The sequence below is a fragment of the Leclercia sp. UBA7405 genome, assembly GCF_037152215.1.
In the GTDB taxonomy this organism is placed as follows: Bacteria; Pseudomonadota; Gammaproteobacteria; order Enterobacterales; family Enterobacteriaceae; genus Enterobacter; species Enterobacter pneumoniae.
The window spans coordinates 405,066-428,792 of record NZ_JBBCMR010000001.1 but is presented as its reverse complement, the minus strand read 5'-3'; the positions used below and the strand labels follow the sequence as shown (position 1 = coordinate 428,792).

General features: G+C 54.7%; 21 protein-coding genes and 7 tRNA genes. 26 read left to right on the top strand and 2 right to left on the bottom strand.

Going from position 1 to position 23,727, the window contains the following annotated elements; genetic code table 11:
• Positions 1 to 207: 207 nt before the first annotated feature.
• The 8 genes from asnB to WFN75_RS02055 all read left to right on the top strand — a co-directional run bounded on the left by asnB (position 208) and on the right by WFN75_RS02055 (position 2,806).
• Entirely contained in the window at positions 208 to 1,872 is a 1,665-nt protein-coding gene (asnB, locus tag WFN75_RS02090) for an asparagine synthase B (protein ID WP_207293229.1), read from the top strand.
• A 236-nt stretch (positions 1,873 to 2,108) separates the two neighbouring features.
• Positions 2,109 to 2,185, top strand: a tRNA-Met gene (locus tag WFN75_RS02085).
• A gap of 8 nt (positions 2,186 to 2,193) precedes the next feature.
• Positions 2,194 to 2,278: transfer RNA gene (locus WFN75_RS02080), tRNA-Leu, on the top strand.
• A 23-nt stretch (positions 2,279 to 2,301) separates the two neighbouring features.
• Positions 2,302 to 2,376, top strand: a tRNA-Gln gene (locus tag WFN75_RS02075).
• Between the two features lie 31 nt (positions 2,377 to 2,407).
• Positions 2,408 to 2,482, top strand: a tRNA-Gln gene (locus tag WFN75_RS02070).
• 17 nt (positions 2,483 to 2,499) lie between these two features.
• Positions 2,500 to 2,576: transfer RNA gene (locus WFN75_RS02065), tRNA-Met, on the top strand.
• A gap of 44 nt (positions 2,577 to 2,620) precedes the next feature.
• Positions 2,621 to 2,695 (top strand) — tRNA-Gln (locus tag WFN75_RS02060).
• Between the two features lie 36 nt (positions 2,696 to 2,731).
• Positions 2,732 to 2,806 (top strand) — tRNA-Gln (locus tag WFN75_RS02055).
• A gap of 100 nt (positions 2,807 to 2,906) precedes the next feature.
• Here WFN75_RS02055 and ubiF read toward each other — a convergent pair.
• Positions 2,907 to 4,082 (bottom strand): 3-demethoxyubiquinol 3-hydroxylase, encoded by a 1,176-nt coding sequence (gene ubiF, locus WFN75_RS02050; protein WP_336995551.1) that lies wholly within the window; start codon positions 4,080 to 4,082, stop codon positions 2,907 to 2,909.
• A 136-nt stretch (positions 4,083 to 4,218) separates the two neighbouring features.
• Between ubiF and miaB the strand changes: the two genes are divergently transcribed.
• The 11 genes from miaB (at position 4,219) to WFN75_RS01995 (ending at position 15,149) form a co-directional block, all read left to right on the top strand.
• Positions 4,219 to 5,643 (top strand): tRNA (N6-isopentenyl adenosine(37)-C2)-methylthiotransferase MiaB, encoded by a 1,425-nt coding sequence (gene miaB, locus WFN75_RS02045; RefSeq protein ID WP_040076563.1) that lies wholly within the window; start codon positions 4,219 to 4,221, stop codon positions 5,641 to 5,643.
• Positions 5,644 to 5,791: 148 nt separating this feature from the next.
• Positions 5,792 to 6,838: a PhoH family protein gene (locus WFN75_RS02040; RefSeq protein WP_040076564.1), complete on the top strand. Its 1,047-nt coding sequence runs from the start codon at positions 5,792 to 5,794 to the stop codon at positions 6,836 to 6,838.
• Positions 6,835 to 7,302, top strand: coding sequence for an rRNA maturation RNase YbeY (gene ybeY / locus WFN75_RS02035; RefSeq protein WP_040076565.1), 468 nt, complete (start codon positions 6,835 to 6,837; stop codon positions 7,300 to 7,302). The genes WFN75_RS02040 and ybeY overlap by 4 nt, the downstream gene beginning before the upstream one ends.
• Positions 7,303 to 7,390: 88 nt before the next feature.
• Positions 7,391 to 8,269 (top strand): CNNM family magnesium/cobalt transport protein CorC, encoded by an 879-nt coding sequence (corC, locus tag WFN75_RS02030; RefSeq protein WP_040076566.1) that lies wholly within the window; start codon positions 7,391 to 7,393, stop codon positions 8,267 to 8,269.
• 5 nt (positions 8,270 to 8,274) lie between these two features.
• Positions 8,275 to 9,813, top strand: coding sequence for an apolipoprotein N-acyltransferase (gene lnt / locus WFN75_RS02025; protein ID WP_336995550.1), 1,539 nt, complete (start codon positions 8,275 to 8,277; stop codon positions 9,811 to 9,813).
• 391 nt (positions 9,814 to 10,204) lie between these two features.
• Positions 10,205 to 11,113: an amino acid ABC transporter substrate-binding protein gene (locus WFN75_RS02020; RefSeq protein WP_207293225.1), complete on the top strand. Its 909-nt coding sequence runs from the start codon at positions 10,205 to 10,207 to the stop codon at positions 11,111 to 11,113.
• Positions 11,114 to 11,268: 155 nt separating this feature from the next.
• Positions 11,269 to 12,009, top strand: coding sequence for a glutamate/aspartate ABC transporter permease GltJ (gltJ, locus tag WFN75_RS02015; RefSeq protein ID WP_040076569.1), 741 nt, complete (start codon positions 11,269 to 11,271; stop codon positions 12,007 to 12,009).
• A complete protein-coding gene (gene gltK, locus WFN75_RS02010; RefSeq protein ID WP_046884289.1) occupies positions 12,009 to 12,683 on the top strand; it encodes a glutamate/aspartate ABC transporter permease GltK in 675 nt (224 codons plus the stop codon). The genes gltJ and gltK overlap by 1 nt, the downstream gene beginning before the upstream one ends.
• Complete coding sequence (locus tag WFN75_RS02005; RefSeq protein WP_040076571.1) at positions 12,683 to 13,408, top strand: amino acid ABC transporter ATP-binding protein; 726 nt, start codon at positions 12,683 to 12,685, stop codon at positions 13,406 to 13,408. Before gltK ends, WFN75_RS02005 begins: the two co-directional genes overlap by 1 nt.
• A gap of 120 nt (positions 13,409 to 13,528) precedes the next feature.
• Entirely contained in the window at positions 13,529 to 14,467 is a 939-nt protein-coding gene (gene rihA / locus WFN75_RS02000; protein ID WP_336995549.1) for a pyrimidine-specific ribonucleoside hydrolase RihA, read from the top strand.
• 184 nt (positions 14,468 to 14,651) lie between these two features.
• On the top strand, positions 14,652 to 15,149 hold the full coding sequence (locus WFN75_RS01995) for a POTRA domain-containing protein (protein ID WP_263617303.1): 498 nt from the start codon (positions 14,652 to 14,654) through the stop codon (positions 15,147 to 15,149).
• 38 nt (positions 15,150 to 15,187) lie between these two features.
• Here the strand turns inward: WFN75_RS01995 and WFN75_RS01990 are convergent, their stop codons facing one another.
• On the bottom strand, positions 15,188 to 15,670 hold the full coding sequence (locus tag WFN75_RS01990) for a zinc ribbon-containing protein (RefSeq protein ID WP_040076574.1): 483 nt from the start codon (positions 15,668 to 15,670) through the stop codon (positions 15,188 to 15,190).
• A gap of 214 nt (positions 15,671 to 15,884) precedes the next feature.
• Between WFN75_RS01990 and leuS the strand changes: the two genes are divergently transcribed.
• From leuS to mrdA, 7 genes are all read left to right on the top strand, one after another.
• Positions 15,885 to 18,467 carry a leucine--tRNA ligase gene (gene leuS / locus WFN75_RS01985; protein WP_052452769.1) on the top strand — a complete coding sequence of 861 codons (2,583 nt, stop codon included), beginning with the start codon at positions 15,885 to 15,887 and terminating at the stop codon, positions 18,465 to 18,467.
• Between the two features lie 14 nt (positions 18,468 to 18,481).
• Entirely contained in the window at positions 18,482 to 19,048 is a 567-nt protein-coding gene (gene lptE / locus WFN75_RS01980) for an LPS assembly lipoprotein LptE (RefSeq protein WP_046884293.1), read from the top strand.
• Complete coding sequence (gene holA, locus WFN75_RS01975; RefSeq protein ID WP_046884294.1) at positions 19,048 to 20,079, top strand: DNA polymerase III subunit delta; 1,032 nt, start codon at positions 19,048 to 19,050, stop codon at positions 20,077 to 20,079. The genes lptE and holA overlap by 1 nt, the downstream gene beginning before the upstream one ends.
• A gap of 1 nt (position 20,080) precedes the next feature.
• Complete coding sequence (nadD, locus tag WFN75_RS01970) at positions 20,081 to 20,749, top strand: nicotinate-nucleotide adenylyltransferase (RefSeq protein ID WP_046884295.1); 669 nt, start codon at positions 20,081 to 20,083, stop codon at positions 20,747 to 20,749.
• 255 nt (positions 20,750 to 21,004) lie between these two features.
• Positions 21,005 to 21,322: a ribosome silencing factor gene (gene rsfS / locus WFN75_RS01965; protein ID WP_040076579.1), complete on the top strand. Its 318-nt coding sequence runs from the start codon at positions 21,005 to 21,007 to the stop codon at positions 21,320 to 21,322.
• A gap of 3 nt (positions 21,323 to 21,325) precedes the next feature.
• Positions 21,326 to 21,793 carry a 23S rRNA (pseudouridine(1915)-N(3))-methyltransferase RlmH gene (gene rlmH, locus WFN75_RS01960; RefSeq protein ID WP_040076580.1) on the top strand — a complete coding sequence of 156 codons (468 nt, stop codon included), beginning with the start codon at positions 21,326 to 21,328 and terminating at the stop codon, positions 21,791 to 21,793.
• Between the two features lie 30 nt (positions 21,794 to 21,823).
• Complete coding sequence (gene mrdA, locus WFN75_RS01955) at positions 21,824 to 23,725, top strand: peptidoglycan DD-transpeptidase MrdA (RefSeq protein WP_046884296.1); 1,902 nt, start codon at positions 21,824 to 21,826, stop codon at positions 23,723 to 23,725.
• Positions 23,726 to 23,727: the final 2 nt, after the last annotated feature.

Sequence of the window (23,727 nt, the reverse complement as noted above, 5' to 3'; positions counted from 1 at the left end):
CAGCAAAAAGTTATCACATCTAATAAAAACCCCTCTTCACTAACAATTCATCAAAGAATAAGGTTAAGACATACGCATTTTTCAACATTCAGCAATGCCCATTGCGTTATTTTCGTTTTAACCGGCAAAACCCTTGCCGCCTCTCACCTTTTGCGGCATTTTCATAAGCAAGCAACATCACACTGCAACAGGTTAACGGAGAAGGTTATGTGTTCAATTTTTGGCGTACTGGATATCAAAACTGACGCGGGCGAGCTGCGTAAAAAAGCACTGGAACTCTCTCGTCTGATGCGCCATCGCGGCCCGGACTGGTCCGGTGTCTATGCCAGCGACAAGGCCATCCTGGCCCATGAACGTCTGTCGATTGTCGACGTCAACGCGGGCGCCCAGCCGCTGTATAACGAGAAAAAAACCCACGCGCTGGCCGTTAACGGTGAAATCTACAACCATCAGGCGCTGCGTGCTGAGTACAGCGACCGTTACACCTTCCAGACCGGCTCTGACTGCGAAGTCATTCTGGCGCTGTATCAGGAGAAAGGACCTGAATTCCTCGACGACCTGCAGGGGATGTTTGCCTTTGCCCTGTACGACAGCGAAAAAGATGCGTACCTGATTGGCCGTGACCACCTCGGTATTATCCCGCTGTACATGGGGCACGATGAGCACGGCAACTTCTATGTCGCCTCTGAAATGAAAGCCCTGGTACCAGTTTGCCGCACCATTAAAGAGTTCCCGGCGGGCAGCTACCTGTGGAGCCAGGACGGTGAGATCCGCCCGTACTACCAACGCGACTGGTTTGATTACGACGCCGTTAAAGACAACGTTACCGACAAAGCCGAGCTGCGTCAGGCGCTGGAAGAGTCCGTAAAAAGCCATCTGATGTCAGACGTGCCCTATGGCGTACTGCTCTCCGGCGGGCTGGACTCCTCGGTGATCTCTGCAATCACCAAGAAATTTGCCGCGCGTCGTGTAGAAGATCAGGAACGTTCAGAGGCCTGGTGGCCGCAGCTGCACTCCTTCGCCGTGGGTCTGGAAGGGGCGCCGGATCTGAAAGCCGCCCAGGAAGTGGCAAACCATCTTGGCACCGTACACCATGAAATTCATTTCACCGTGCAGGAAGGTCTGGATGCGATCCGCGATGTGATCTACCACATTGAAACCTACGATGTGACCACCATCCGCGCCTCCACGCCGATGTACTTGATGTCACGTAAGATCAAAGCGATGGGCATCAAAATGGTGCTCTCTGGCGAGGGTTCTGACGAAGTCTTTGGTGGTTACCTTTACTTCCATAAAGCGCCAAACGCCAAAGAGTTGCACGAAGAGACCGTGCGTAAACTTCAGGCGCTGCACATGTTTGACTGCGCGCGAGCCAACAAAGCGATGTCGGCCTGGGGCGTGGAAGCGCGCGTGCCGTTCCTTGATAAAAAGTTCCTCGATGTGGCAATGCGCATCAACCCGCAGGACAAGATGTGCGGCAACGGCAAAATGGAAAAACATATCCTGCGTGAATGTTTTGAATCCTATCTGCCGGCGAGCGTGGCATGGCGTCAGAAAGAGCAGTTCTCTGATGGCGTAGGTTACAGCTGGATCGACACCCTGAAAGAGGTGGCGGCAAAACAGATTTCCGATCAACAACTGGAGACCGCCAGCTTCCGTTTCCCGTACAACACGCCAGGCTCGAAAGAGGCGTATCTGTATCGTGAAATCTTTGAAGAGCTCTTCCCTGTGCCAAGCGCCGCAGAGTGTGTACCGGGTGGTCCATCCGTGGCGTGTTCCTCTGCGAAAGCCATTGAATGGGATGAATCGTTCAAATCCATGAACGATCCGTCAGGGCGTGCGGTAGGCGTTCACCAGTCTGCTTATCAATAATCTGAGCGACCGATCTGCACGATCGAAAAAGGCCCTCTGGGGCCTTTTTTTTATTCTGAATTAAAGGCTGTAAAATCGATTAATAACCAATAATTGCCGAATATTCGGCCACGCTGTTCGCAACCTAACCAAACAGTCACATTCCGGCCATTTTCGTTGAAAAAGGTGTTGACGCTGCAAGGGTCTATACGCATAATGCGCCCCGCAACGCCGATAAGGTAACGCGAAAAAAAGATGGCTACGTAGCTCAGTTGGTTAGAGCACATCACTCATAATGATGGGGTCACAGGTTCGAATCCCGTCGTAGCCACCATCTTTTTTGCGGGAGTGGCGAAATTGGTAGACGCACCAGATTTAGGTTCTGGCGCCGCAAGGTGTGCGAGTTCAAGTCTCGCCTCCCGCACCATTCCCAGGTAAGCGTTGCACGGATGGGGTATCGCCAAGCGGTAAGGCACCGGTTTTTGATACCGGCATTCCCTGGTTCGAATCCAGGTACCCCAGCCATATTTCTTCGATTTGCGGTTCTCCGCGGTATTGGGGTATCGCCAAGCGGTAAGGCACCGGTTTTTGATACCGGCATTCCCTGGTTCGAATCCAGGTACCCCAGCCATCGAAGATTGCAGTACTGGCTACGTAGCTCAGTTGGTTAGAGCACATCACTCATAATGATGGGGTCACAGGTTCGAATCCCGTCGTAGCCACCAAATTAGTCATCTGTCGATTTATTCGGTAGACTAGAAAAAATTGTTGGGGTATCGCCAAGCGGTAAGGCTCTGGTTTCTGATACCAGCATTCCGAGGTTCGAATCCTCGTACCCCAGCCATTTTAAAAAGTCGTTAAGCAGTTTGTTTAACGCAATTGGGGTGTCGCCAAGCGGTAAGGCACTGGTTTCTGATACCAGCATTCCGGGGTTCGAATCCCTGCACCCCAGCCATTTAAAAACAAATAAGCCCGCTCTGCGGGCTTTTTTGTTTTTGTCTTCAGCGCGGTCTGAGCCCCCACCCACAGGGGTGAGGGAATCGTCAGTGTAATGCTTACAGACCTAACGCATATTTCAGGGCCTGACGTTTCAGGCCACCGGCGCGTTCCGCCGCCATCAAACCAATATTGCGCAGGATCCGCACCGGCCCCAGGTCGTTACTGAACCCGGCATAAAAGAGATCCATCCCTGACTGCATGATGAAGTTATCTGCCATCCGTCGCATCTGGTAACGCTTCAATACCTGCTCGCTCGCCCAGGCTTCGCCGTGAGCGCGCGCATTACCCACTACGTCCAGTAAGGCTTCAACGTCACGATATCCCAGGTTCACGCCCTGCCCCGCCAGCGGATGGATGGTATGCGCCGCATCGCCCACCAACGCCAATCCTTCGCGCGCATAGTCCAGCGCATGACGCCGGGCCAGCGGGAAGGCACCCGCTGCCACTGGTGTGACCTTGCCGAGGCGCTGCGGGAAATGGTGCGCAATTTCACGCCCCAGCTGTTCCATCGTCATCCCTTGCAGCTGGCGAATGCGTGCGGGCGTGTCGTACCACACCAGCGAGGCCCAGTTGTCGAACAACGGCAGGAAAGCATGGGGCCCCGTCGGCGTAAAGTGTTGCCAGGTGCAATCACCCGGTTCGCTCTCGCATTGCACTGTAATCAGCATGCAGGATTGCGGATACGCCCACGCATGAATGCCAATTCCGGCCATCTCCCGGACCCTGGAATTCGCCCCGTCCGCGCCAATCACCAGTTTTACCGCCAGCTCATCACCTTCGCTCAACGCCAGCACATGATGATCGTTATGGCGATGGAGAGCCTTAATCGACGCCGGCACCCGCAGGCTCACGCCGGGATGCGCTTCCAGCGCCTGCCAGAGCGCCTGCTGTAGAACCGTATTTTCAACCATATAGCCCAGCAGGGGCAGCTTAAGCTCTGCAGCATCAAACTGGACGCGGGCAGTTTCCCACTCCCATGTTTCAAGGCGATGCCAGGGATGAGCGCGCATGGCCAGCACCGCCTCCCATACACCCAGCCCGCGCAGCAGATCCACCGAGGCGGCGCTAATCGCAGAGATACGCACGTCCGGCTTCCCGGCGGGGTCATATGCAGGCGGCGCAGCCTGTTCAATTACGGTAACGTCGAACCCTTGTTGCGCCAGCCCCAGCGCCAGCGCCCCGCCGACCATACCGCCGCCGACGACGGCGACTCCGGCTTGTTGGATAGTCATGGTCATTTGTCCTTATTGGAGAATCCCTTAAGTTTACCGGATTTTTTTCCCCATGAGGCCGACAACCTTCATACTGGTCACAACCGGACCAAAGCATTACAATACGCGCCCTGCAATCCTGAGCATGAGCATGTCGATGACTAAAAAACTCCATATAAAAACCTGGGGCTGTCAGATGAACGAGTACGATTCATCAAAGATGGCCGATCTGCTGGATGCTACCCACGGATACCAGCTGACTGAAAATGCGAAAGAAGCCGATGTGCTGCTGCTGAATACCTGTTCAATTCGTGAAAAAGCGCAGGAAAAAGTCTTTCACCTCTTAGGTCGCTGGAAGCTTCTGAAACGAAAAAATCCGGAGCTGATTATCGGCGTGGGCGGCTGCGTTGCGTCGCAGGAAGGGAAATTGATTCGCCAGCGAGCCCCCTACGTGGATATCGTCTTTGGCCCTCAGACCCTGCACCGCCTGCCGGAGATGATCAATAAGGTTCGCGGCGATCGTAGCCCGGTCGTCGATGTCAGCTTCCCGGAAATCGAAAAATTTGACCGTCTGCCGGAACCGCGCGCAGATGGCCCGACAGCCTTTGTCTCCATTATGGAAGGCTGCAATAAATATTGTACCTACTGCGTGGTGCCTTATACCCGCGGCGAAGAAGTGAGCCGTCCGTGCGATGACATCCTGTATGAGATCGCCCAACTGGCGGCCCAGGGCGTACGTGAAGTGAACCTGCTCGGCCAGAACGTGAACGCCTGGCGCGGCGAGAATTTTGACGGCAGCACCGGCAGCTTTGCTGAACTGCTGCGTCTGGTGGCGGCCATTGACGGTATCGACCGTATCCGCTTTACCACCAGCCATCCGATTGAATTCACCGATGACATCATTGATGTCTATCGCGATACGCCTGAGCTGGTGAGCTTCCTGCACCTGCCGATTCAATGTGGTTCTGACCGCGTACTGAATCTGATGGGCCGTACCCACACCGCGCTGGAGTATAAAGCGATTATCCGCAAACTGCGTGAAGCGCGCCCGGACATTCAAATCAGTTCTGACTTTATCGTCGGTTTCCCTGGCGAAACCAATGAAGACTTTGAACGGACGATGAAGGTGATCGGCGATGTGAATTTCGACGTGAGTTATAGCTTCATCTTCTCTGCCCGTCCGGGTACGCCAGCCGCCGACATGGTGGACGACGTGCCAGAAGAGGTGAAGAAGCAGCGTCTTTATATTCTGCAAGAGCGTATTAACCAGCAGGCCAACGCCTGGAGCCGTCGTATGATCGGCACCGTTCAGCGCGTACTGGTTGAAGGTACTTCACGTAAGAGCATCATGCAGCTGTCCGGTCGTACCGAGAACAACCGCGTGGTGAACTTCGAAGGTACGCCAGATATGATCGGCAAGTTCGTGGATATCGAAATTCAGGAAGTGCTGACGAACTCCCTGCGCGGCAAAGTGGTACGGACTGAAGATGAGATGGGTCTGCGCGTAGCGCAAACGCCTGAGTCCGTAATGGCACGTACCCGTAAAGAGAACGACCTGGGCGTAGGTGTTTATCAGCCCTGACCTCAACAGGCCTGCCAATTCTGGCAGGCCTTGTATTTCCTGCTTCCGCCCCCAATATCCTTCGCAATGCTTGCGCCTTTATTCTGTGGCGTAAATAATTCCATCAAAGCCCCCTTTTTCGGGGATGCGAGACATCAAGAGGAACGGTTTGAATATAGATACGCGTGAAATTACCCTTGAGCCTGCAGACAACGCTCGCCTGCTGAGCCTCTGTGGGCCGTTTGATGACAACATCAAACAACTGGAGCGACGTCTGGGTATCGAGATCAATCGTCGCGATAATCACTTCAAACTCACCGGCCGCACACTTTGCGTTAATGCCGCTGCGGATATTCTGCACACGCTTTATGTCGACACCGCGCCGATGCGCGGTCAAACGCAGGATATCGAACCCGAACAGATTCATCTGGCCATTAAAGAAGCCCGCGTGCTGGAACAGAGCGCCGAAAGCGTGCCGGACTATGGCAAAGCTATCCATATCAAGACCAAGCGGGGTGTGATTAAGCCGCGTACGCCTAACCAGGCACAGTACATCGCGAACATCCTTGATCATGACATCACCTTCGGCGTCGGCCCGGCAGGTACGGGTAAAACCTATCTGGCGGTGGCTGCTGCGGTAGATGCCCTGGAACGTCAGGAGATCCGCCGTATTCTGCTTACCCGTCCTGCTGTGGAAGCCGGTGAAAAACTGGGCTTCCTGCCGGGCGATTTAAGCCAGAAGGTCGACCCCTATCTGCGTCCTCTTTACGATGCTCTGTTCGAGATGCTCGGCTTTGAAAAGGTCGAGAAGCTGATTGAACGTAACGTGATTGAAGTTGCCCCGCTGGCCTATATGCGCGGCCGCACGCTGAACGATGCGTTTATCATTCTTGATGAAAGCCAGAACACCACCATCGAACAGATGAAGATGTTCCTGACGCGTATCGGCTTTAACTCGAAAGCCGTCATCACAGGGGACATCACGCAGATTGACCTGCCGCGCAGCACTAAATCTGGCCTGCGCCACGCCATCGAAGTGCTGGCAGAAGTCGATGAAATCAGTTTTAACTTCTTCCACAGTGAAGATGTGGTGCGCCACCCGGTGGTTGCCCGCATCGTTAACGCTTATGAGGCCTGGGAAGAGGCCGATCAGAAGCGCAAGGCCGAACTGGCCGCAGAACGTAAGCGCGAAGCGCAGGAGCAAGAACATAAATGAGTCAGGTGATCCTCGATTTACAGCTGGCCTGTGAAGATAATTCCGGCATGCCAGAAGAGGCACAATTTCAGAAATGGCTGGATGCCGTTGTCCCTCAGTTTCAGGAAGAATCAGAAGTGACGATTCGCCTGGTGGATGAAGCAGAAAGCCATGAGCTTAACCTGACCTACCGCGGGAAAGATAAGCCGACTAACGTGCTCTCTTTCCCCTTCGAAGCCCCTCCGGGTATTGAAATGCCGCTGCTGGGCGATCTGATCATCTGCCGTCAGGTGGTTGAGCAGGAAGCACAAGAGCAGCAGAAGCCGCTCGAGGCCCACTGGGCACATATGGTAGTGCACGGCAGCCTGCATCTGCTGGGGTACGATCATATTGAAGATGAGGAAGCGGAAGAGATGGAGTCCCTCGAGACAGAGATAATGCTTGCTCTGGGCTATGAGGATCCGTACATTGCCGAGAAAGAGTAGTCGGTCTCAGGCTGACTATCATGCCGCCGCGTAAGGAGATAGCGCGGCGGTTATTATTTAACTAACAAGAGAACCCTTAACAAACGCCATGAGCGACGACAATTCACACAGTAGCGACACGACAAACAGCAAAAAGGGATTTTTCTCCCTTATTCTGAGCCAGCTGTTCCACGGCGAACCCAAAAACCGTGATGAACTTCTGGAGCTGATCCGTGATTCCGGGCAGAACGACCTTATCGACGAAGATACGCGCGAAATGCTCGAAGGGGTAATGGACATCGCCGACCAGCGCGTTCGCGATATTATGATCCCCCGCTCGCAGATGATTACCCTGAAACGCAACCAGCCTCTGGACGAGTGCCTCGATGTGATCATCGAATCGGCACACTCGCGCTTCCCGGTCATCAGCGAGGACAAAGATCACATCGAAGGGATTTTGATGGCGAAAGATCTGCTGCCATTTATGCGCAGCGATGCCGAAGCCTTTAGCATGGATAAAGTGTTACGTCAGGCGGTGGTTGTTCCGGAGAGTAAGCGGGTTGACCGCATGCTGAAAGAGTTCCGCTCTCAGCGTTACCACATGGCGATTGTTATCGATGAATTTGGCGGCGTGTCTGGCCTGGTGACCATTGAAGATATTCTGGAGCTTATCGTCGGCGAAATCGAAGACGAATATGACGAAGAAGAGGATATCGATTTCCGTCAGCTGAGCCGCCACACCTGGACCGTCCGCGCGCTGGCGCCAATCGAAGACTTTAACGATACCTTCGGCACGCGTTTCAGTGATGAAGAGGTGGATACCATCGGCGGTCTGGTGATGCAGGCGTTTGGCCATCTCCCGGCTCGCGGTGAGACGGTTGAAATAGACGGTTACCAGTTTAAGGTCGCCATGGCCGACAGTCGTCGTATTATTCAGGTTCATGTCAGAATGCCGGACGATGCTCCGCAACCCACAATGGAAGAATGATTTAAATGGCATTTGCCCCATTGCTTGAACGCCAGCGCGTACGTCTGCTGCTGGCGCTAATTCTCGGAGCCAGCGGAACGCTGGCTTTTTCTCCTTATGACATCTGGCCCGCGGCCCTGCTCTCTTTGATGGGGCTACAGGGGCTTACCCTGAACCGACGTCCGGTACAGGCCGCAGCCATTGGCTACGCCTGGGGCATGGGGCTATTTGGCACCGGTATAAACTGGGTATATGTCAGTATCGCCACCTTTGGCGGCATGCCTGGCCCGGTCAACGTTTTCCTGGTTGTGCTGCTGGCCGCGTATTTGTCGCTCTATACCGGGCTGTTTGCCGGGGTGCTGGCGCGCCTGTGGCCAAAGACCAACGTTTGGCGCGTGGCGATTGCGGCACCGGTCGTCTGGCAACTGACCGAGTTCTTACGCGGCTGGGTGCTGACGGGCTTCCCATGGCTGCAGTTTGGCTATAGCCAGATTGACGGCCCGTTAAAGGGGCTGGCACCGGTGATGGGCGTTGAGGCCATCAACTTCCTGCTGATGGTAGTAAGCGGCCTGCTGGTGCTGGCGATGGTGCAGCGCAACTGGCGCCCGCTGGTTGCCGCCGTGGTGCTATTCGCGCTCCCCTTCCCGCTACGTTTTATTCAGTGGTTCACCCCGGAACCCGAGCGCACCATGCAGGTCTCTATGGTGCAGGGTGATATTCCCCAGGCACTGAAATGGGATGAAAACCAGCTGCTTAATACCCTCAAAATCTATCTCGAGGCCTCTGAGCCAGAGATGGGCAAATCGCAGCTGATCATCTGGCCGGAATCTGCCATCCCCGATCTGGAGATTAATCAGCAGCAGTTCCTGCGCCGGGTCGATGACCTGATGCGCGAGCATAACAGCACCCTTATCACCGGTATCGTCGATGCGCGACTGAATAAACAGAACCGCTACGACACCTATAACACCATCATCACGCTGGGCAAAGATAACGCCTACAACTACGAATCGGCCAACCGCTACAACAAGAACCATCTGGTGCCGTTTGGTGAGTTCGTGCCGCTGGAGTCAATTTTGCGGCCGCTGGCACCGTTCTTCGATCTGCCGATGTCATCATTCAGCCGTGGCCCGTACGTGCAGCCTCAGCTGAATGCGCACGGCATGTTGCTGACGCCTGCCATCTGCTACGAAATCATCCTGGGTGAACAGGTGCGGGATAATTTCCGTGCAAATACGGATTATCTGCTGACTATCTCAAACGATGCGTGGTTCGGTAAGTCTATCGGCCCGTGGCAGCACTTCCAGATGGCGCGCATGCGCTCGCTGGAACTGGCCCGCCCGCTTCTGCGTAGCACCAACAATGGCATCACCGCTGTTATTGGCCCGCAGGGCGAGATTCAGGCGATGATCCCGCAGTTTACCCGCCAGGTGCTGACCGCCAGCGTTACGCCAACGACGGGCTTGACGCCATATGCGCGTACCGGCAACTGGCCAGTATGGATTATCACCGCTCTGTTTGGCTTTGGTGCGGTGCTGATGAGCTTGCGTCAGCGTCGTAAGTAAGCCTGAAGGCCTCTCTCCTCACCGGGGAGAGAGGCTGTTTCCGCCCCCCTTTCTCCCCTAGTCTTCGCTATTTATCTCTCTGACCGTAAACCTGCCAATTCTGGCACGGCTATTGCTTTGTTTATTCAAGCAAACGCAATCTGGCTTGATGTACAACCTGGTCGCACCACCGTAGTTCAGCGGTAGCACCGAAACGGTGCAAGGAGGGATTTTTGCCTCTGAATGGTGCGGCGCGCTTCGCAAAAATAAACAATAACGCAGCAAAATCTTTACATTAAGCCAGACTAAATGTTAACAAGCTTGCATAACACTGCACTCGCATAGCGCGAGATATAACAACATCACAATGGGTATCAATGCGTCTCTGGCGCTGATAAGAAAGGAGTTGGGTATGCAATTACGTAAACTGGCCACAGCAATGCTGGTGATGGGAATGTCCGCAGGCGTGGTGCACGCTGAAGACGCTGCGCCGGCAGCGGGCAGCACGCTCGACAAGATTGCCAAAAACGGCGTCATCGTGGTCGGCCACCGTGAATCCTCTGTCCCGTTCTCATACTACGACAACACGCAAAAAGTCGTGGGTTACTCACAGGACTATTCCAACGCCATCGTTGAAGCGGTGAAGAAGAAGCTGAACAAGCCTGACCTGGCGGTGAAGCTGATTCCAATCACCTCCCAGAACCGTATTCCGCTGCTGCAGAACGGGACTTTCGACTTTGAGTGTGGGTCCACCACCAACAACCTGGAGCGCCAGAAACAAGCCGCCTTCTCTGACACTATTTTTGTCGTAGGTACACGCCTGCTGACCAAAAAAGGCGGTGAGATCAAAGACTTCGCTGACCTGAAAGGGAAAGCGGTTGTCGTGACGTCCGGTACCACGTCCGAAGTTCTGCTGCACAAGCTGAACGACGAGAAAAAAATGGATATGCGTATCATCAGCGCCAAAGACCATGGCGACTCTTTCCGTACGCTGGAGAGCGGCCGCGCGGTGGCGTTCATGATGGATGATGCCCTGCTGGCGGGCGAACGTGCGAAGGCGAAGAAACCAGACAACTGGGAAATCGTCGGCACGGCGCAGTCGAAAGAGGCCTACGGCTGTATGCTGCGCAAAGATGACGCGGACTTTAAGAAACTGATCGATGACACCATCGCTCAGGTGCAGACGTCCGGCGAAGCGGAAAAATGGTTCGATAAGTGGTTCAAGAACCCTATCCCACCAAAAAATCTGAATATGAACTTTGAACTGTCTGACGACATGAAAGCACTGTTCAAATCACCAAACGACAAGGCTCTTAACTAATTAGAACAACAGGGGCGGGATCTCCTGCCCTCTCGATTGTCGGGAAGCATGGACAGACTATACGTTGAGTGGTCGTTCCCCACTCAGCGCGAAAAATGAGCTTCTCACCAATCTTCGAGGGTAGCGCTGCTACCCTTTTTTTTCTGGAGTTTATTATGTCAATAGACTGGAACTGGGGCATTTTTCTGCAACAAGCCCCGTTCGGCAACACCACCTATCTTGGCTGGCTGTGGAGCGGCTTTCAGGTTACCGTCGCGTTGTCGATTACGGCCTGGATCATCGCTTTCTTCGTTGGCTCCCTGTTCGGTATTTTACGCACCGTACCGAATCGCTTTCTCTCATCAATCGGCACGCTCTACGTGGAGCTGTTCCGAAATGTCCCATTAATCGTTCAGTTCTTTACCTGGTACCTGGTGGTGCCAGAACTGCTGCCGGAAGATATCGGCATGTGGTTCAAGGCGGAACTGGATCCTAACATTCAGTTCTTTGTCTCCTCGATGCTCTGTCTGGGGCTGTTTACCGCTGCGCGCGTGTGCGAGCAGGTACGCGCCGCCATTCAGTCGCTGCCCCGTGGGCAGAAAAACGCCGCGCTGGCGATGGGGCTAACGTTGCCGCAAGCGTACCGCTACGTACTGCTGCCGAATGCCTATCGGGTGATTGTTCCACCGATGACCTCGGAGATGATGAACCTGGTGAAAAACTCGGCCATCGCCTCAACCATTGGTCTGGTGGATATGGCGGCACAGGCCGGGAAACTGCTGGATTACTCCGCGCACGCCTGGGAATCCTTCACCGCGATTACGCTGGCCTATGTGCTGATTAACGCCATCATCATGCTGGTGATGAACCTGGTCGAACGTAAAGTACGCCTGCCGGGCAACCTGGGGGGCAAATAATGTACGAGTTTGACTGGAGTTCTATTGTTCCCTCCATGCCCTACCTGCTGGACGGTCTGGTCATTACCCTGAAGATTACCATCACGGCGGTGATCGTCGGGATTATCTGGGGCACCCTGCTGGCAGTCATGCGTCTGTCGAGCTTTAAGCCAGTCGCCTGGTTCGCGACCGCATACGTAAACGTGTTCCGCTCCATTCCGCTGGTGATGGTGCTGCTGTGGTTTTATCTGATCGTTCCTGGATTCTTGCAGGATGTTCTGGGGCTGTCGCCGAAGTCCGATATTCGCCTGATCTCGGCGATGGTGGCCTTCTCGATGTTTGAAGCGGCCTACTACTCCGAGATTATCCGCGCCGGGATCCAGAGTATTTCACGCGGGCAGTCCAGTGCGGCATTGGCGTTAGGGATGACCCACTGGCAGTCGATGAAGCTGATCATTCTGCCGCAGGCATTTCGCGCCATGGTTCCGTTGCTGCTCACACAGGGTATCGTTCTCTTCCAGGATACCTCGCTGGTGTATGTACTCAGTCTGGCGGACTTCTTCCGTACCGCCTCCACGATTGGTGAGCGTGACGGTACGCAGGTCGAGATGATCCTGTTTGCAGGTGCGGTCTATTTTGTCATTAGTTTAAGCGCGTCGCTGTTGGTCAGCTGGCTGAAGAAAAGGACAGTGTAATGATTTCCCTGAAAAATGTTTCTAAATGGTATGGGCACTTTCAGGTGCTGACCGACTGCTCTACGGAAGTGAAGAAAGGCGAAGTGGTGGTGGTTTGTGGTCCATCGGGTTCCGGTAAATCCACCCTTATCAAAACGGTGAACGGCCTTGAACCCGTGCAGCAGGGTGAGATCACGGTCAATGGTACCGTGGTAAATAGCAAGAAAACCGATCTGGCGAAGCTGCGTTCGAAGGTGGGCATGGTGTTCCAGCACTTTGAGCTGTTCCCTCACCTGTCGATCATTGAGAACCTGACCCTGGCGCAGGTGAAAGTTCTCAAGCGCGATAAAGCGGCAGCTCGTGACAAAGGGTTGAAGCTGCTGGAGCGCGTTGGGCTTTCGGCGCATGCTGATAAATTCCCGGCGCAGCTTTCCGGCGGCCAGCAGCAGCGCGTCGCCATTGCTCGCGCCCTGTGCATGGATCCGGTCGCTATGCTGTTTGATGAACCGACCTCCGCGCTCGACCCTGAGATGATCAACGAGGTGCTGGACGTAATGGTTGAGCTGGCCAACGAAGGCATGACCATGATGGTGGTTACCCACGAAATGGGCTTTGCCCGCAAGGTGGCTAACCGCGTCATCTTTATGGATGAAGGGAAGATCGTCGAAGACTCCGCCAAAGAAGAGTTCTTTGCTAATCCACAGTCTGACCGCGCGAAAGACTTCCTCGCCAAAATTCTGCACTAAACCCAGGGTGCGCAATCGCAGGATTGCGCACCTCCTCACGCTTTTACTCTCTTGTTCTCGTCTGCTCATGGCGTAAGCGTTAGCCTTGTCACAAAACTACACTGAGAAATGGAGAGTCCTATGGCACAGCCAATAATCCTCGACTGCGATCCGGGTCATGATGACGCGATAGCGCTTGTTCTTGCCCTCGCCTCCCCCGAACTGGATGTCAAAGCGGTGACCTCTTCCGCCGGAAACCAGACCCCGGATAAAACGCTGCGCAATGTCTTGCGGATGCTCACCCTGCTACAGCGCACCGATATTCCGGTTGCCGGCGGCGCGCAAAAACCGCTGATGCGTGAGTTGATTATTGCCGACAACGTCCATGGCGAAAGTGGACTGGATGGCCCGGCGCTGCCGGAACCCAGCTTTGCGCCACAAAGTTGCACCGCGGTTGAGCTGATGGCGAAGGTGCTACGTGAAAGCAGCGAGCCCGTCCCCCTGGTTGCCACAGGCCCGCAGACTAACGTGGCGCTGCTGCTTAACAGCCACCCTGAATTGCATGACAGGATCGCGAAAATCGTGATCATGGGCGGCGCGATGACGCTCGGCAACTGGACGCCCAGCGCGGAATTCAACATTTTCGTCGATCCTGAAGCGGCCGAAATTGTCTTCCAGTCCGGAATTCCGGTGGTGATGGCCGGCCTTGATGTTACTCATCGGGCGCAAATTATGGCCGCTGATATCGAACGTTTTCGCAGCATTGGCAACCCCGTCGCCACCACGGTCGCCGCGCTTCTCGACTTCTTTATGGAATATCATAAAACCGAGAAATGGGGCTTTAACGGAGCGCCGTTGCACGACCCTTGTACCATCGCCTGGCTGTTGAAGCCGGAGATCTTCACTACCGTAACACGTTGGGTCGGCGTTGAGACGCAGGGCAAATATACGCAAGGCATGACCGTGGTCGATTACTACTTCCTCAGTGGCAACGCGCCGAATACTGAAGTGATGCTGGATATTGATCGTCAGGCGTTTGTCGATCTGCTGGCAGAACGACTGGCTTTTTATCAGCAATAACCCTGCGCGGCCGGGTTAGTCAATCCGGCCCTGATTCGTCCCCGACATAATTAGCGCTTCTTAAATCAGACATTATTTGCTTTGTTTCACCATTACGACAAAGCTATAACCTCGCGAGAAGGGATCTTGCGATGTGACGATCGTCGTTATACCTCAGTGAATGAATCAAAATGGATGTCGCTTCATGACAATGATTTTCAATGGCCTGTTCACCGGCCTGCTGTTTCTCTTATTTGGTTGTCAATTTGCTCACGCCAGCGTTGCCAACAGCATCCCGGATCTCCACGGACAAAGTCATAACCGAAAGCAGACTTTCAGCTGGGACAGGCCTAAATATGCCCCAGCGCCTCCTCAGCGACGCCCGAACCGGATCCTTTTTCCCCACGAGACCACGTGCAGAAAAATTACTCACGTAACATTTGATACGGATAACCCACAGCTGGCGTATACGCTCTTGGGCGGGATTATTCAGCAGGCCGTCAATAAATGTCTTGGGGTTGAAGGGGTACGGCTCTTTTCACGCACGCTACAGAATGCGCTTATTGCCAGGGGATATATTACGTCGTTGATCGATATTCCACCGCAGCCTTCAGATTCTCCTGTGCTGCAGCTCATTCTGGTGTGGGACACCCCCGAGACATCGCTCTCATTCCGCAGATTCAGCGCGCCGACTCAGGGCTGAGGGAACGTCACGTCCCCTCTCACTCGTTCACAAAACGGTTACGGCTCGAAGGGGCGGCGCTGGAACTGATCGTGACCGCATTTCGGGCAGACCGGCAACACATCCGGGGTATAAACCGCCAGATGGTAGTGGCAGTTTTCGCAAACCAGATTCCCCAGCCCTACCACTTCGCCGCTGTGATAGACCCCATGATGGTTGAGATCCTGAAACACCTCGCGCCATTCGAGCTGCGTTTTATCGGTGATATCCGCCAGCTCTTGCCAGAGACTCTCTTTAATTACCCGCATAAATACGCTGTCTGCCACCTCGCCCTGGCTCTCTTCATAGCTACGGGCAAACTCTTCTAAATCGCGGCGCACAGCCCGGGTCAGCTCTTCAACCTCTGTCCGCGTTAACTCCCCCGTCTGGATTACCCTCAGACGCGCCTGCTCTACCAACGCATCGATATCGCGCTCGCCGTTACGCAGACGTTCAGTCAACGTGGCGACCAGTTCACGGTAAAATTGAGCAACCTTGTTCATCTTTTTGCCTCCTGGGTGAGTAACTGTCTCTAATAATAGACCTTATTTATTCAGCGCTTTGTCAGTTCTGCCACAGATAGCGTAAATTCATGTCCGCCGCTTTTATGCTAAAGGCTGTTTTGACGCGGGCGTTTGGGCTATGCTATGCGGATCTGGAATACCACTTACATTGGCTACATTTGTAGCTGTATTGAACACAGGACCACTGGCTGCCATGCAAGAGCAATACCGCCCGGAAGAGATAGAATCCCACGTCCAGCAACACTGGGACGAGAAGCGCACCTTTGAAGTCACCGAAGACGAGAGCAAAGAGAAGTATTACTGCCTGTCGATGCTTCCCTATCCTTCTGGTCGACTACACATGGGCCACGTGCGTAACTACACCATCGGTGATGTGATCGCCCGCTACCAACGCATGTTGGGCAAAAACGTGCTGCAGCCAATTGGTTGGGATGCGTTCGGTCTGCCGGCTGAAGGGGCGGCGGTGAAAAACAACACGGCCCCTGCGCCGTGGACCTATGACAACATCGCTTACATGAAAAACCAGCTTAAAATGCTGGGCTTTGGCTATGACTGGAGCCGCGAGCTGGCCACCTGTACCCCGGAATATTACCGTTGGGAGCAGAAGTTCTTCACCGAGCTCTACAAAAAAGGGCTGGTCTATAAAAAGACCTCTGCCGTTAACTGGTGCCCGAACGACCAGACCGTACTGGCGAACGAACAGGTTATCGATGGCTGCTGCTGGCGCTGCGACACTAAAGTTGAGCGTAAAGAGATCCCGCAGTGGTTTATTAAAATTACCGCTTACGCTGACGAGCTGCTGAACGATCTGGATAATCTGGATCATTGGCCAGATACCGTGAAGACCATGCAGCGTAACTGGATCGGTCGTTCTGAAGGGGTGGAAATCACCTTTAACGTAGAAAACTACGATCAGACCCTGACCGTTTACACCACGCGTCCGGACACCTTTATGGGTGCGACCTACCTGGCCGTAGCCGCAGGGCACCCGCTGGCGCAGAAAGCCGCCGAAAACAATCCAGAGCTGGCTGCCTTCATTGATGAATGCCGTAACACCAAAGTGGCCGAAGCCGACATGGCGACCATGGAGAAAAAAGGTGTTGCGACCGGTTTCAACGCTATCCACCCGCTGACGGGCGAAGCCGTGCCGGTCTGGGCAGCTAACTTCGTACTGATGGAGTACGGCACCGGCGCCGTGATGGCGGTTCCTGGCCACGATCAGCGCGATTACGAGTTTGCTAAGAAATACGGCCTGACCATCAAGCCGGTTATCCTGGCGGCAGATGGCGCTGAGCCTGACCTGTCCGAACAGGCGCTGACCGAAAAAGGCACCCTGTTCAACTCCGGCGAATTCAGCGGTCTGAGCTTCGAAGAGGGCTTTAACGCTATCGCCGACAAGCTGGCTGCCATGGGCGTTGGCGAGCGTAAAGTGAACTACCGTCTGCGCGACTGGGGCGTTTCCCGTCAGCGTTACTGGGGTGCGCCAATCCCTATGGTGACGCTGGAAGATGGCACCGTAATGCCAACGCCAGAAGACCAGTTGCCGGTGATCCTGCCGGAAGACGTCGTCATGGACGGTATCACCAGCCCAATCAAAGCCGATCCGGAGTGGGCAAAAACCACCGTGAACGGTCAGCCTGCGCTGCGTGAAACTGACACCTTCGACACCTTTATGGAGTCCTCCTGGTACTACGCACGCTATACCTGCCCGCAGTATCAGGAAGGCATGCTGGATTCCGAAGCAGCAAACTACTGGCTGCCGGTCGATATCTACATTGGTGGTATCGAACACGCCATCATGCACCTGCTCTATTTCCGCTTCTTCCACAAATTAATGCGTGACGCAGGCCTGGTTAACTCTGACGAGCCAGCCAAACAGCTGCTGTGTCAGGGTATGGTGCTGGCAGATGCCTTCTACTACGTGGGCGCGAACGGCGAGCGTAACTGGGTTTCCCCGGTAGATGCGATTGTTGAGCGCGACGAGAAAGGCCGTATTGTTAAGGCGAAAGACGCCGCAGGTCATGAACTGGTTTATACCGGCATGAGCAAGATGTCCAAGTCGAAAAACAACGGCATCGACCCGCAGGTGATGGTTGAGCGTTACGGCGCGGATACCGTGCGTCTGTTTATGATGTTTGCTTCACCGGCAGATATGACGCTGGAGTGGCAGGAATCAGGCGTTGAAGGGGCTAACCGCTTCCTGAAACGCGTCTGGAAACTGGTTTATGAACACCTTGCACAGGGCGATGTCGCGGATCTTAAGGTTGACGCTCTGACTGAAGATCAGCAGGCACTGCGCCGTGATGTGCATAAAACGATTGCCAAAGTTACGGACGATATTGGTCGCCGTCAGACCTTCAATACCGCAATTGCGGCTATTATGGAACTGATGAACAAACTGGCGAAAGCCCCGCAGGAGGGCGAGCAGGATCGTGCCGTCATGCGCGAAGCGCTGCTGGCTGTTGTTCGTATGCTGAACCCGTTCACCCCGCACGCCAGCTTTACCCTGTGGAAAGAGCTCAACGGCGAAGGCGATATCGACAACGCGCCGTGGCCAGTTGCCGACGAGGCAGCCATGGTTGAAAACACCACGCTGGTGGTGGTGCAGGTTAACGGCAAAGTGCGTGGCAAAATTACCGTGGCAGTGGATGCTTCTGAAGAGCAGGTACGTGAACGTGCAGCTCAGGAGCCTCTGGTGGCGAAGTACCTTGACGGCGTTACCGTACGTAAAGTGATCTACGTACCCGGTAAACTGCTGAATCTGGTCGTTGGCTAAGCGCAGGAGGAAGCGTGCGACAACTGGCAACATTACTGTTATCTCTGGCGGTGCTTGTCACCGCTGGCTGTGGCTGGCACCTGCGTAATACCACCGCGGTGCCGGATCAGATGAAAACCATGATCTTCGATTCCGGGGATCCGAATGGCCCGCTTAGCCGTGCCATCCGTAACCAATTGCGCCTTAACGGCGTTGAACTGATCGAAAAAGGTTCTCTGCGTCAGGATGTGCCATCGTTCCGTGTCTTGCGCTCATCCCTGAGCCAGGATACCGCTTCCATCTTCCAGGATGGTCGTACCGCGGAATACCAGATGGTCATGCAGGTGAGCGCAGCAGTACTGATTCCGGGCCATGATATCTATCCGATCAGTACTAAAGTGTACCGTTCGTTCTTCGATAACCCGCAGGCAGCGCTGGCAAAAGATGCTGAACGCACCATTATCGTCAACGAAATGTACGACAAAGCGGCTGAACAGTTGATCCGTAAGCTGCCGAGTATCCAGGCTGCGGATAAAAAAGAGACGGCAGAAGCGACGCCCGTTACGACCACGCCTCGCGTCTCCACGACGCTGGGTAACTGATGATCAGGTTGTACCCTGAGCAACTCCGCGCGCAGCTCAAAGAGGGGCTGCGCGCGGCGTATCTGTTACTCGGAAACGATCCGCTGCTGTTACAAGAGAGCCATGACGCGGTGCGTCAGATAGCCGCGACCCAGGGTTTTGACGAACACCACAGCTTTACGCTGGATAACAGCACCGACTGGCAGGAGATTTTTTCGCTTTGCCAGGCGATGAGCCTGTTCGCCACGCGACAGACGTTGTCGATCCAGCTACCCGAAAACGGCCCTAACGCCGCCATCAACGAGCAACTCGCTACGTTGGTAAGCCTGCTGCACAGCGATCTGCTGCTGATAGTGCGAGGCAATAAGCTCACTAAAGCACAAGAAAATGCCGCCTGGATCGCCGCGTTAGCAAACCAGTCCGTGCTGGTCACCTGCCAGACACCGGAACAGGCGCAGCTACCCAAATGGGTGGCCGCCCGCGCCCGGCAGAACAACCTTCAGCTCGACGATGCCGCCAACCAGCTGCTCTGTTACTGTTACGAAGGGAATTTGCTGGCCCTCGCCCAGGCGCTGGAGCGTCTTTCTCTGCTCTGGCCGGATGGCAAACTGACCCTGCCCCGCGTGGAGCAGGCGGTGAACGATGCCGCTCACTTTACCCCGTTTCACTGGGTAGATGCCCTGCTGGCCGCCAAAAGCAAACGTGCCCTGCACATTTTGCAGCAGCTGCGTCTTGAGGGCAGCGAGCCGGTGATCCTACTCAGAACCCTGCAGCGCGAACTCTTGCTGCTGGTTAATCTGAAACGTCAGTCAGCCCACACGCCGCTGCGCGCGCTGTTCGATAAGCACCGCGTCTGGCAAAACCGCCGGGGGATGACCACCGAGGCGCTGAACCGCCTCAGCCCGGAGCAATTGCGCCAGGCCGTGCAACTGTTGACCCGCGCTGAACTCACGCTGAAACAGGATTACGGCCAGTCGATATGGTCAGAGCTGGAGAGCTTGTCGTTATTGCTGTGCCATAAAGCACTGGCTGATGTTTTTATCGAAGGCTGATATGAAAACGCTACAGGCGCTGTATGGCGGCACTTTCGACCCAGTTCACTATGGGCACCTGAAGCCGGTAGAGGTACTGGCAAACCTGATTGGGCTGCAGCGGGTTATCATCATGCCCAATAATGTGCCCCCTCATCGCCCTCAGCCGGAGGCGACCAGCGAACAGCGTAAAACTATGCTTGAGCTGGCGATTGCTGATAAACCCCTTTTTCGCCTCGATGAGCGCGAGCTCCGTCGGGATACCCCCTCCTGGACTGCGCAAACCTTGCAGGCATGGCGAGAAGAGCAAGGCCCGGACGCACCGCTGGCCTTTATTATTGGGCAGGATTCGTTACTCAGCTTTCCCTCCTGGTATCAGTACGACACCATCCTCAATAACAGCCATCTTATTGTCTGCCGTCGCCCGGGCTATCCTTTAACGATGAAAGAAGAGGTGCACCAGCAGTGGCTGGAAGCGCACCTTACGCCCCACGTTGACGACCTGCATACCTTGCCTGCCGGTAAAATCTATCTGGCTGAAACGCCGTGGTTTGATATCTCTGCCACCCAGATTCGTCAGCGCCTGCAGAACGGTCAATCCTGCGCAGAAATGTTACCCGAAGCGGTACTTCGTTACATTCAGCAGCAGGGTCTGTACCAGAAAACCGACAACGACGCGCTGAAAGGCTGAAAAAGCCGTCCATTCACGCTCTCGCCATTGACAGCCCCATCCAGGCTGATATCCTCCGCAGCCAGGCGATGCCAGGCATGCTTTTACAAAAACTGTTTTACAAAAATGGCGATGCAATCTCTGACCGGGGGTGGGATGATACCCGCCTCCAAACGCCCGTCCGGTGACAATTGTCCCGACGCCGCCGTCAGTTCAGGTATACTGTCTGGCTACGAATTTAATGTTGCTCAATCTCACTCACCCCAGGGGGAACACTTGCAGGGTAAAGCACTCCAGGATTTTGTTATCGACAAAATTGATGACCTGAAAGGTCAGGACATCATTGCCATTGACGTTCAGGGCAAATCAAGCATCACCGACTGCATGATCATCTGCACCGGTACCTCCACGCGCCATGTCGCGTCTATTGCTGACCATGTGGTTCAGGCGTCTCGCGCGGCAGGTATGTTACCGCTGGGCGTGGAAGGCGAAGCGACCGCTGACTGGGTCGTTGTTGACTTAGGCGATGTTATTGTCCACGTCATGCAGGAAGAGAGTCGTCGCCTGTATGAGCTGGAAAAGCTCTGGGGTTAATGCGTGAAGCTGCAGCTGGTCGCCGTTGGCACCAAAATGCCCGACTGGGTACAAACCGGTTTCACTGAATATCTGCGCCGTTTTCCTAAGGATATGCCGTTTGAACTGGTCGAAATTCCGGCGGGTAAGCGTGGCAAAAACGCGGATATCAAACGCATTCTGGATAAAGAGGGTGAGATGATGCTGGCTGCAGCAGGTAAAAACCGCATCGTCACTCTCGATATTCCGGGGAAACCCTGGGATACGCCCCAACTGGCGCACGAGCTCGAACGCTGGAAGCAGGATGGTCGCGACGTCAGCCTGTTGATTGGCGGCCCGGAGGGGTTATCCCCTGCCTGCAAAGCGGCAGCAGAACAGAGTTGGTCTCTCTCCGCGCTGACACTTCCCCACCCTCTGGTGCGGGTGCTGGTTGCCGAGAGCCTCTACCGCGCGTGGAGTATCACAACCAACCATCCTTATCACCGTGAGTAATGATTACGTTCTGGATAAATTAAGCAGCGGATGAAACTACAGAATTCTTTTCGCGACTATTCGGCTGAGTCCGCGCTGTTTGTGCGTCGGGCGTTGGTCGCCTTTTTGGGGATTTTGCTGCTTACTGGCGTGCTAATTGCCAACCTCTATAATCTGCAGGTCGTCCGTTTTACCGACTACCAGACGCGTTCTAACGAAAACCGTATCAAACTGGTTCCCATCGCGCCGAGTCGCGGCATTATCTACGATCGTAACGGCACGCCGCTGGCGCTGAACCGCACGATCTACCAAATCGAAATGATGCCTGAGAAGGTCGATAATGTTCAGCAGACGCTGGAAGCCCTGCGCAGCGTGGTGGACCTGAATGACGAGGATATCGCGACCTTTAAAAAAGAGCGCTCACGCTCGCACCGCTTTACCTCCATTCCGGTGAAAACGAACCTGACCGAAGTCCAGGTCGCCCGCTTTGCTGTTAACCAGTACCGCTTCCCGGGCGTTGAGGTGAAAGGCTATAAACGCCGCTTCTACCCTTATGGCTCGGCCCTGACCCACGTTATTGGCTACGTCTCTAAAATCAACGATAAAGACGTCGAACGCCTGGATAAAGATGGCAAACTCGCTAACTACGCGGCGACCCATGATATCGGCAAGCTGGGGATTGAGCGTTACTATGAAGACGTGTTGCATGGCCAGACGGGCTATGAAGAGGTTGAAGTTAACAACCGTGGCCGCGTCATCCGCCAGTTAAAAGAGGTGCCGCCGCAGGCAGGGCATGATATCTACCTCACCCTCGATCTGAAGCTGCAGCAATATATCGAAACCCTGCTGGCTGGCAGCCGTGCGGCGGTGATTGTTACCGACCCGCGTACCGGCAGCATTCTGTCGCTGGTCTCAACGCCAAGCTATGATCCGAACCTCTTTGTGGATGGGATCTCCAGCAAGGATTACTCCGGCCTGCTGAACGACCCGAACACCCCGCTAATTAACCGCGCCACCCAGGGCGTCTACCCGCCGGCGTCCACCGTGAAGCCATATGTGGCCGTTTCTGCCCTCAGTTCTGGGGTGATCACCCGCAACACCAGCCTCTTTGACCCCGGCTGGTGGCAGCTGCCAGGTTCTGAAAAGCGGTACCGTGACTGGAAAAAATGGGGTCACGGTCATCTGAATGTCACCAAATCGCTTGAAGAGTCTGCCGATACCTTCTTCTATCAGGTCGCTTACGACATGGGTATCGATCGGCTGTCCGAGTGGATGGGGAAATTTGGCTATGGCCACTACACCGGTATCGATCTTTCGGAAGAACGCTCCGGTAACATGCCAACCCGCGAATGGAAGCTAAAACGCTTCAAAAAACCCTGGTATCAGGGCGATACCATCCCGGTAGGCATCGGTCAGGGGTACTGGACCGCTACGCCGATCCAGATGAACAAAGCGCTGATGACGCTGATTAACGACGGGGTGGTAAAAGTGCCGCACCTGCTGATGAGCACCGTTGAAAATGGCAAGAAAGTCCCCTGGATTCAGCCGCACGAGCCGCCGGTGGGCGATATTCATTCCGGTTATTGGGAAATTGCCAAAGACGGGATGTTTGGCGTTGCGAACCGTGCGAACGGTACGGCGCATAAATACTTTGCGGGCGCACCTTATAAAATTGCGGCGAAATCCGGTACTGCGCAGGTCTTCGGCCTGAAGGCTAACGAAACCTATAACGCGCATAAAATTGCCGAACGTCTGCGTGACCACAAACTGATGATCGGCTTCGCCCCTTATGACAACCCGCAGGTTGCCGTCTCGATTATTCTGGAAAACGGCGGCGCCGGCCCGGCGGTTGGTACCATCATGCGCCAGATCCTCGATCACATCATGCTGGGTGATAACAACACCGAATTGCCAAATGAAAACCCGGCTACCGCCGCCGCGGAGGACCAATAATC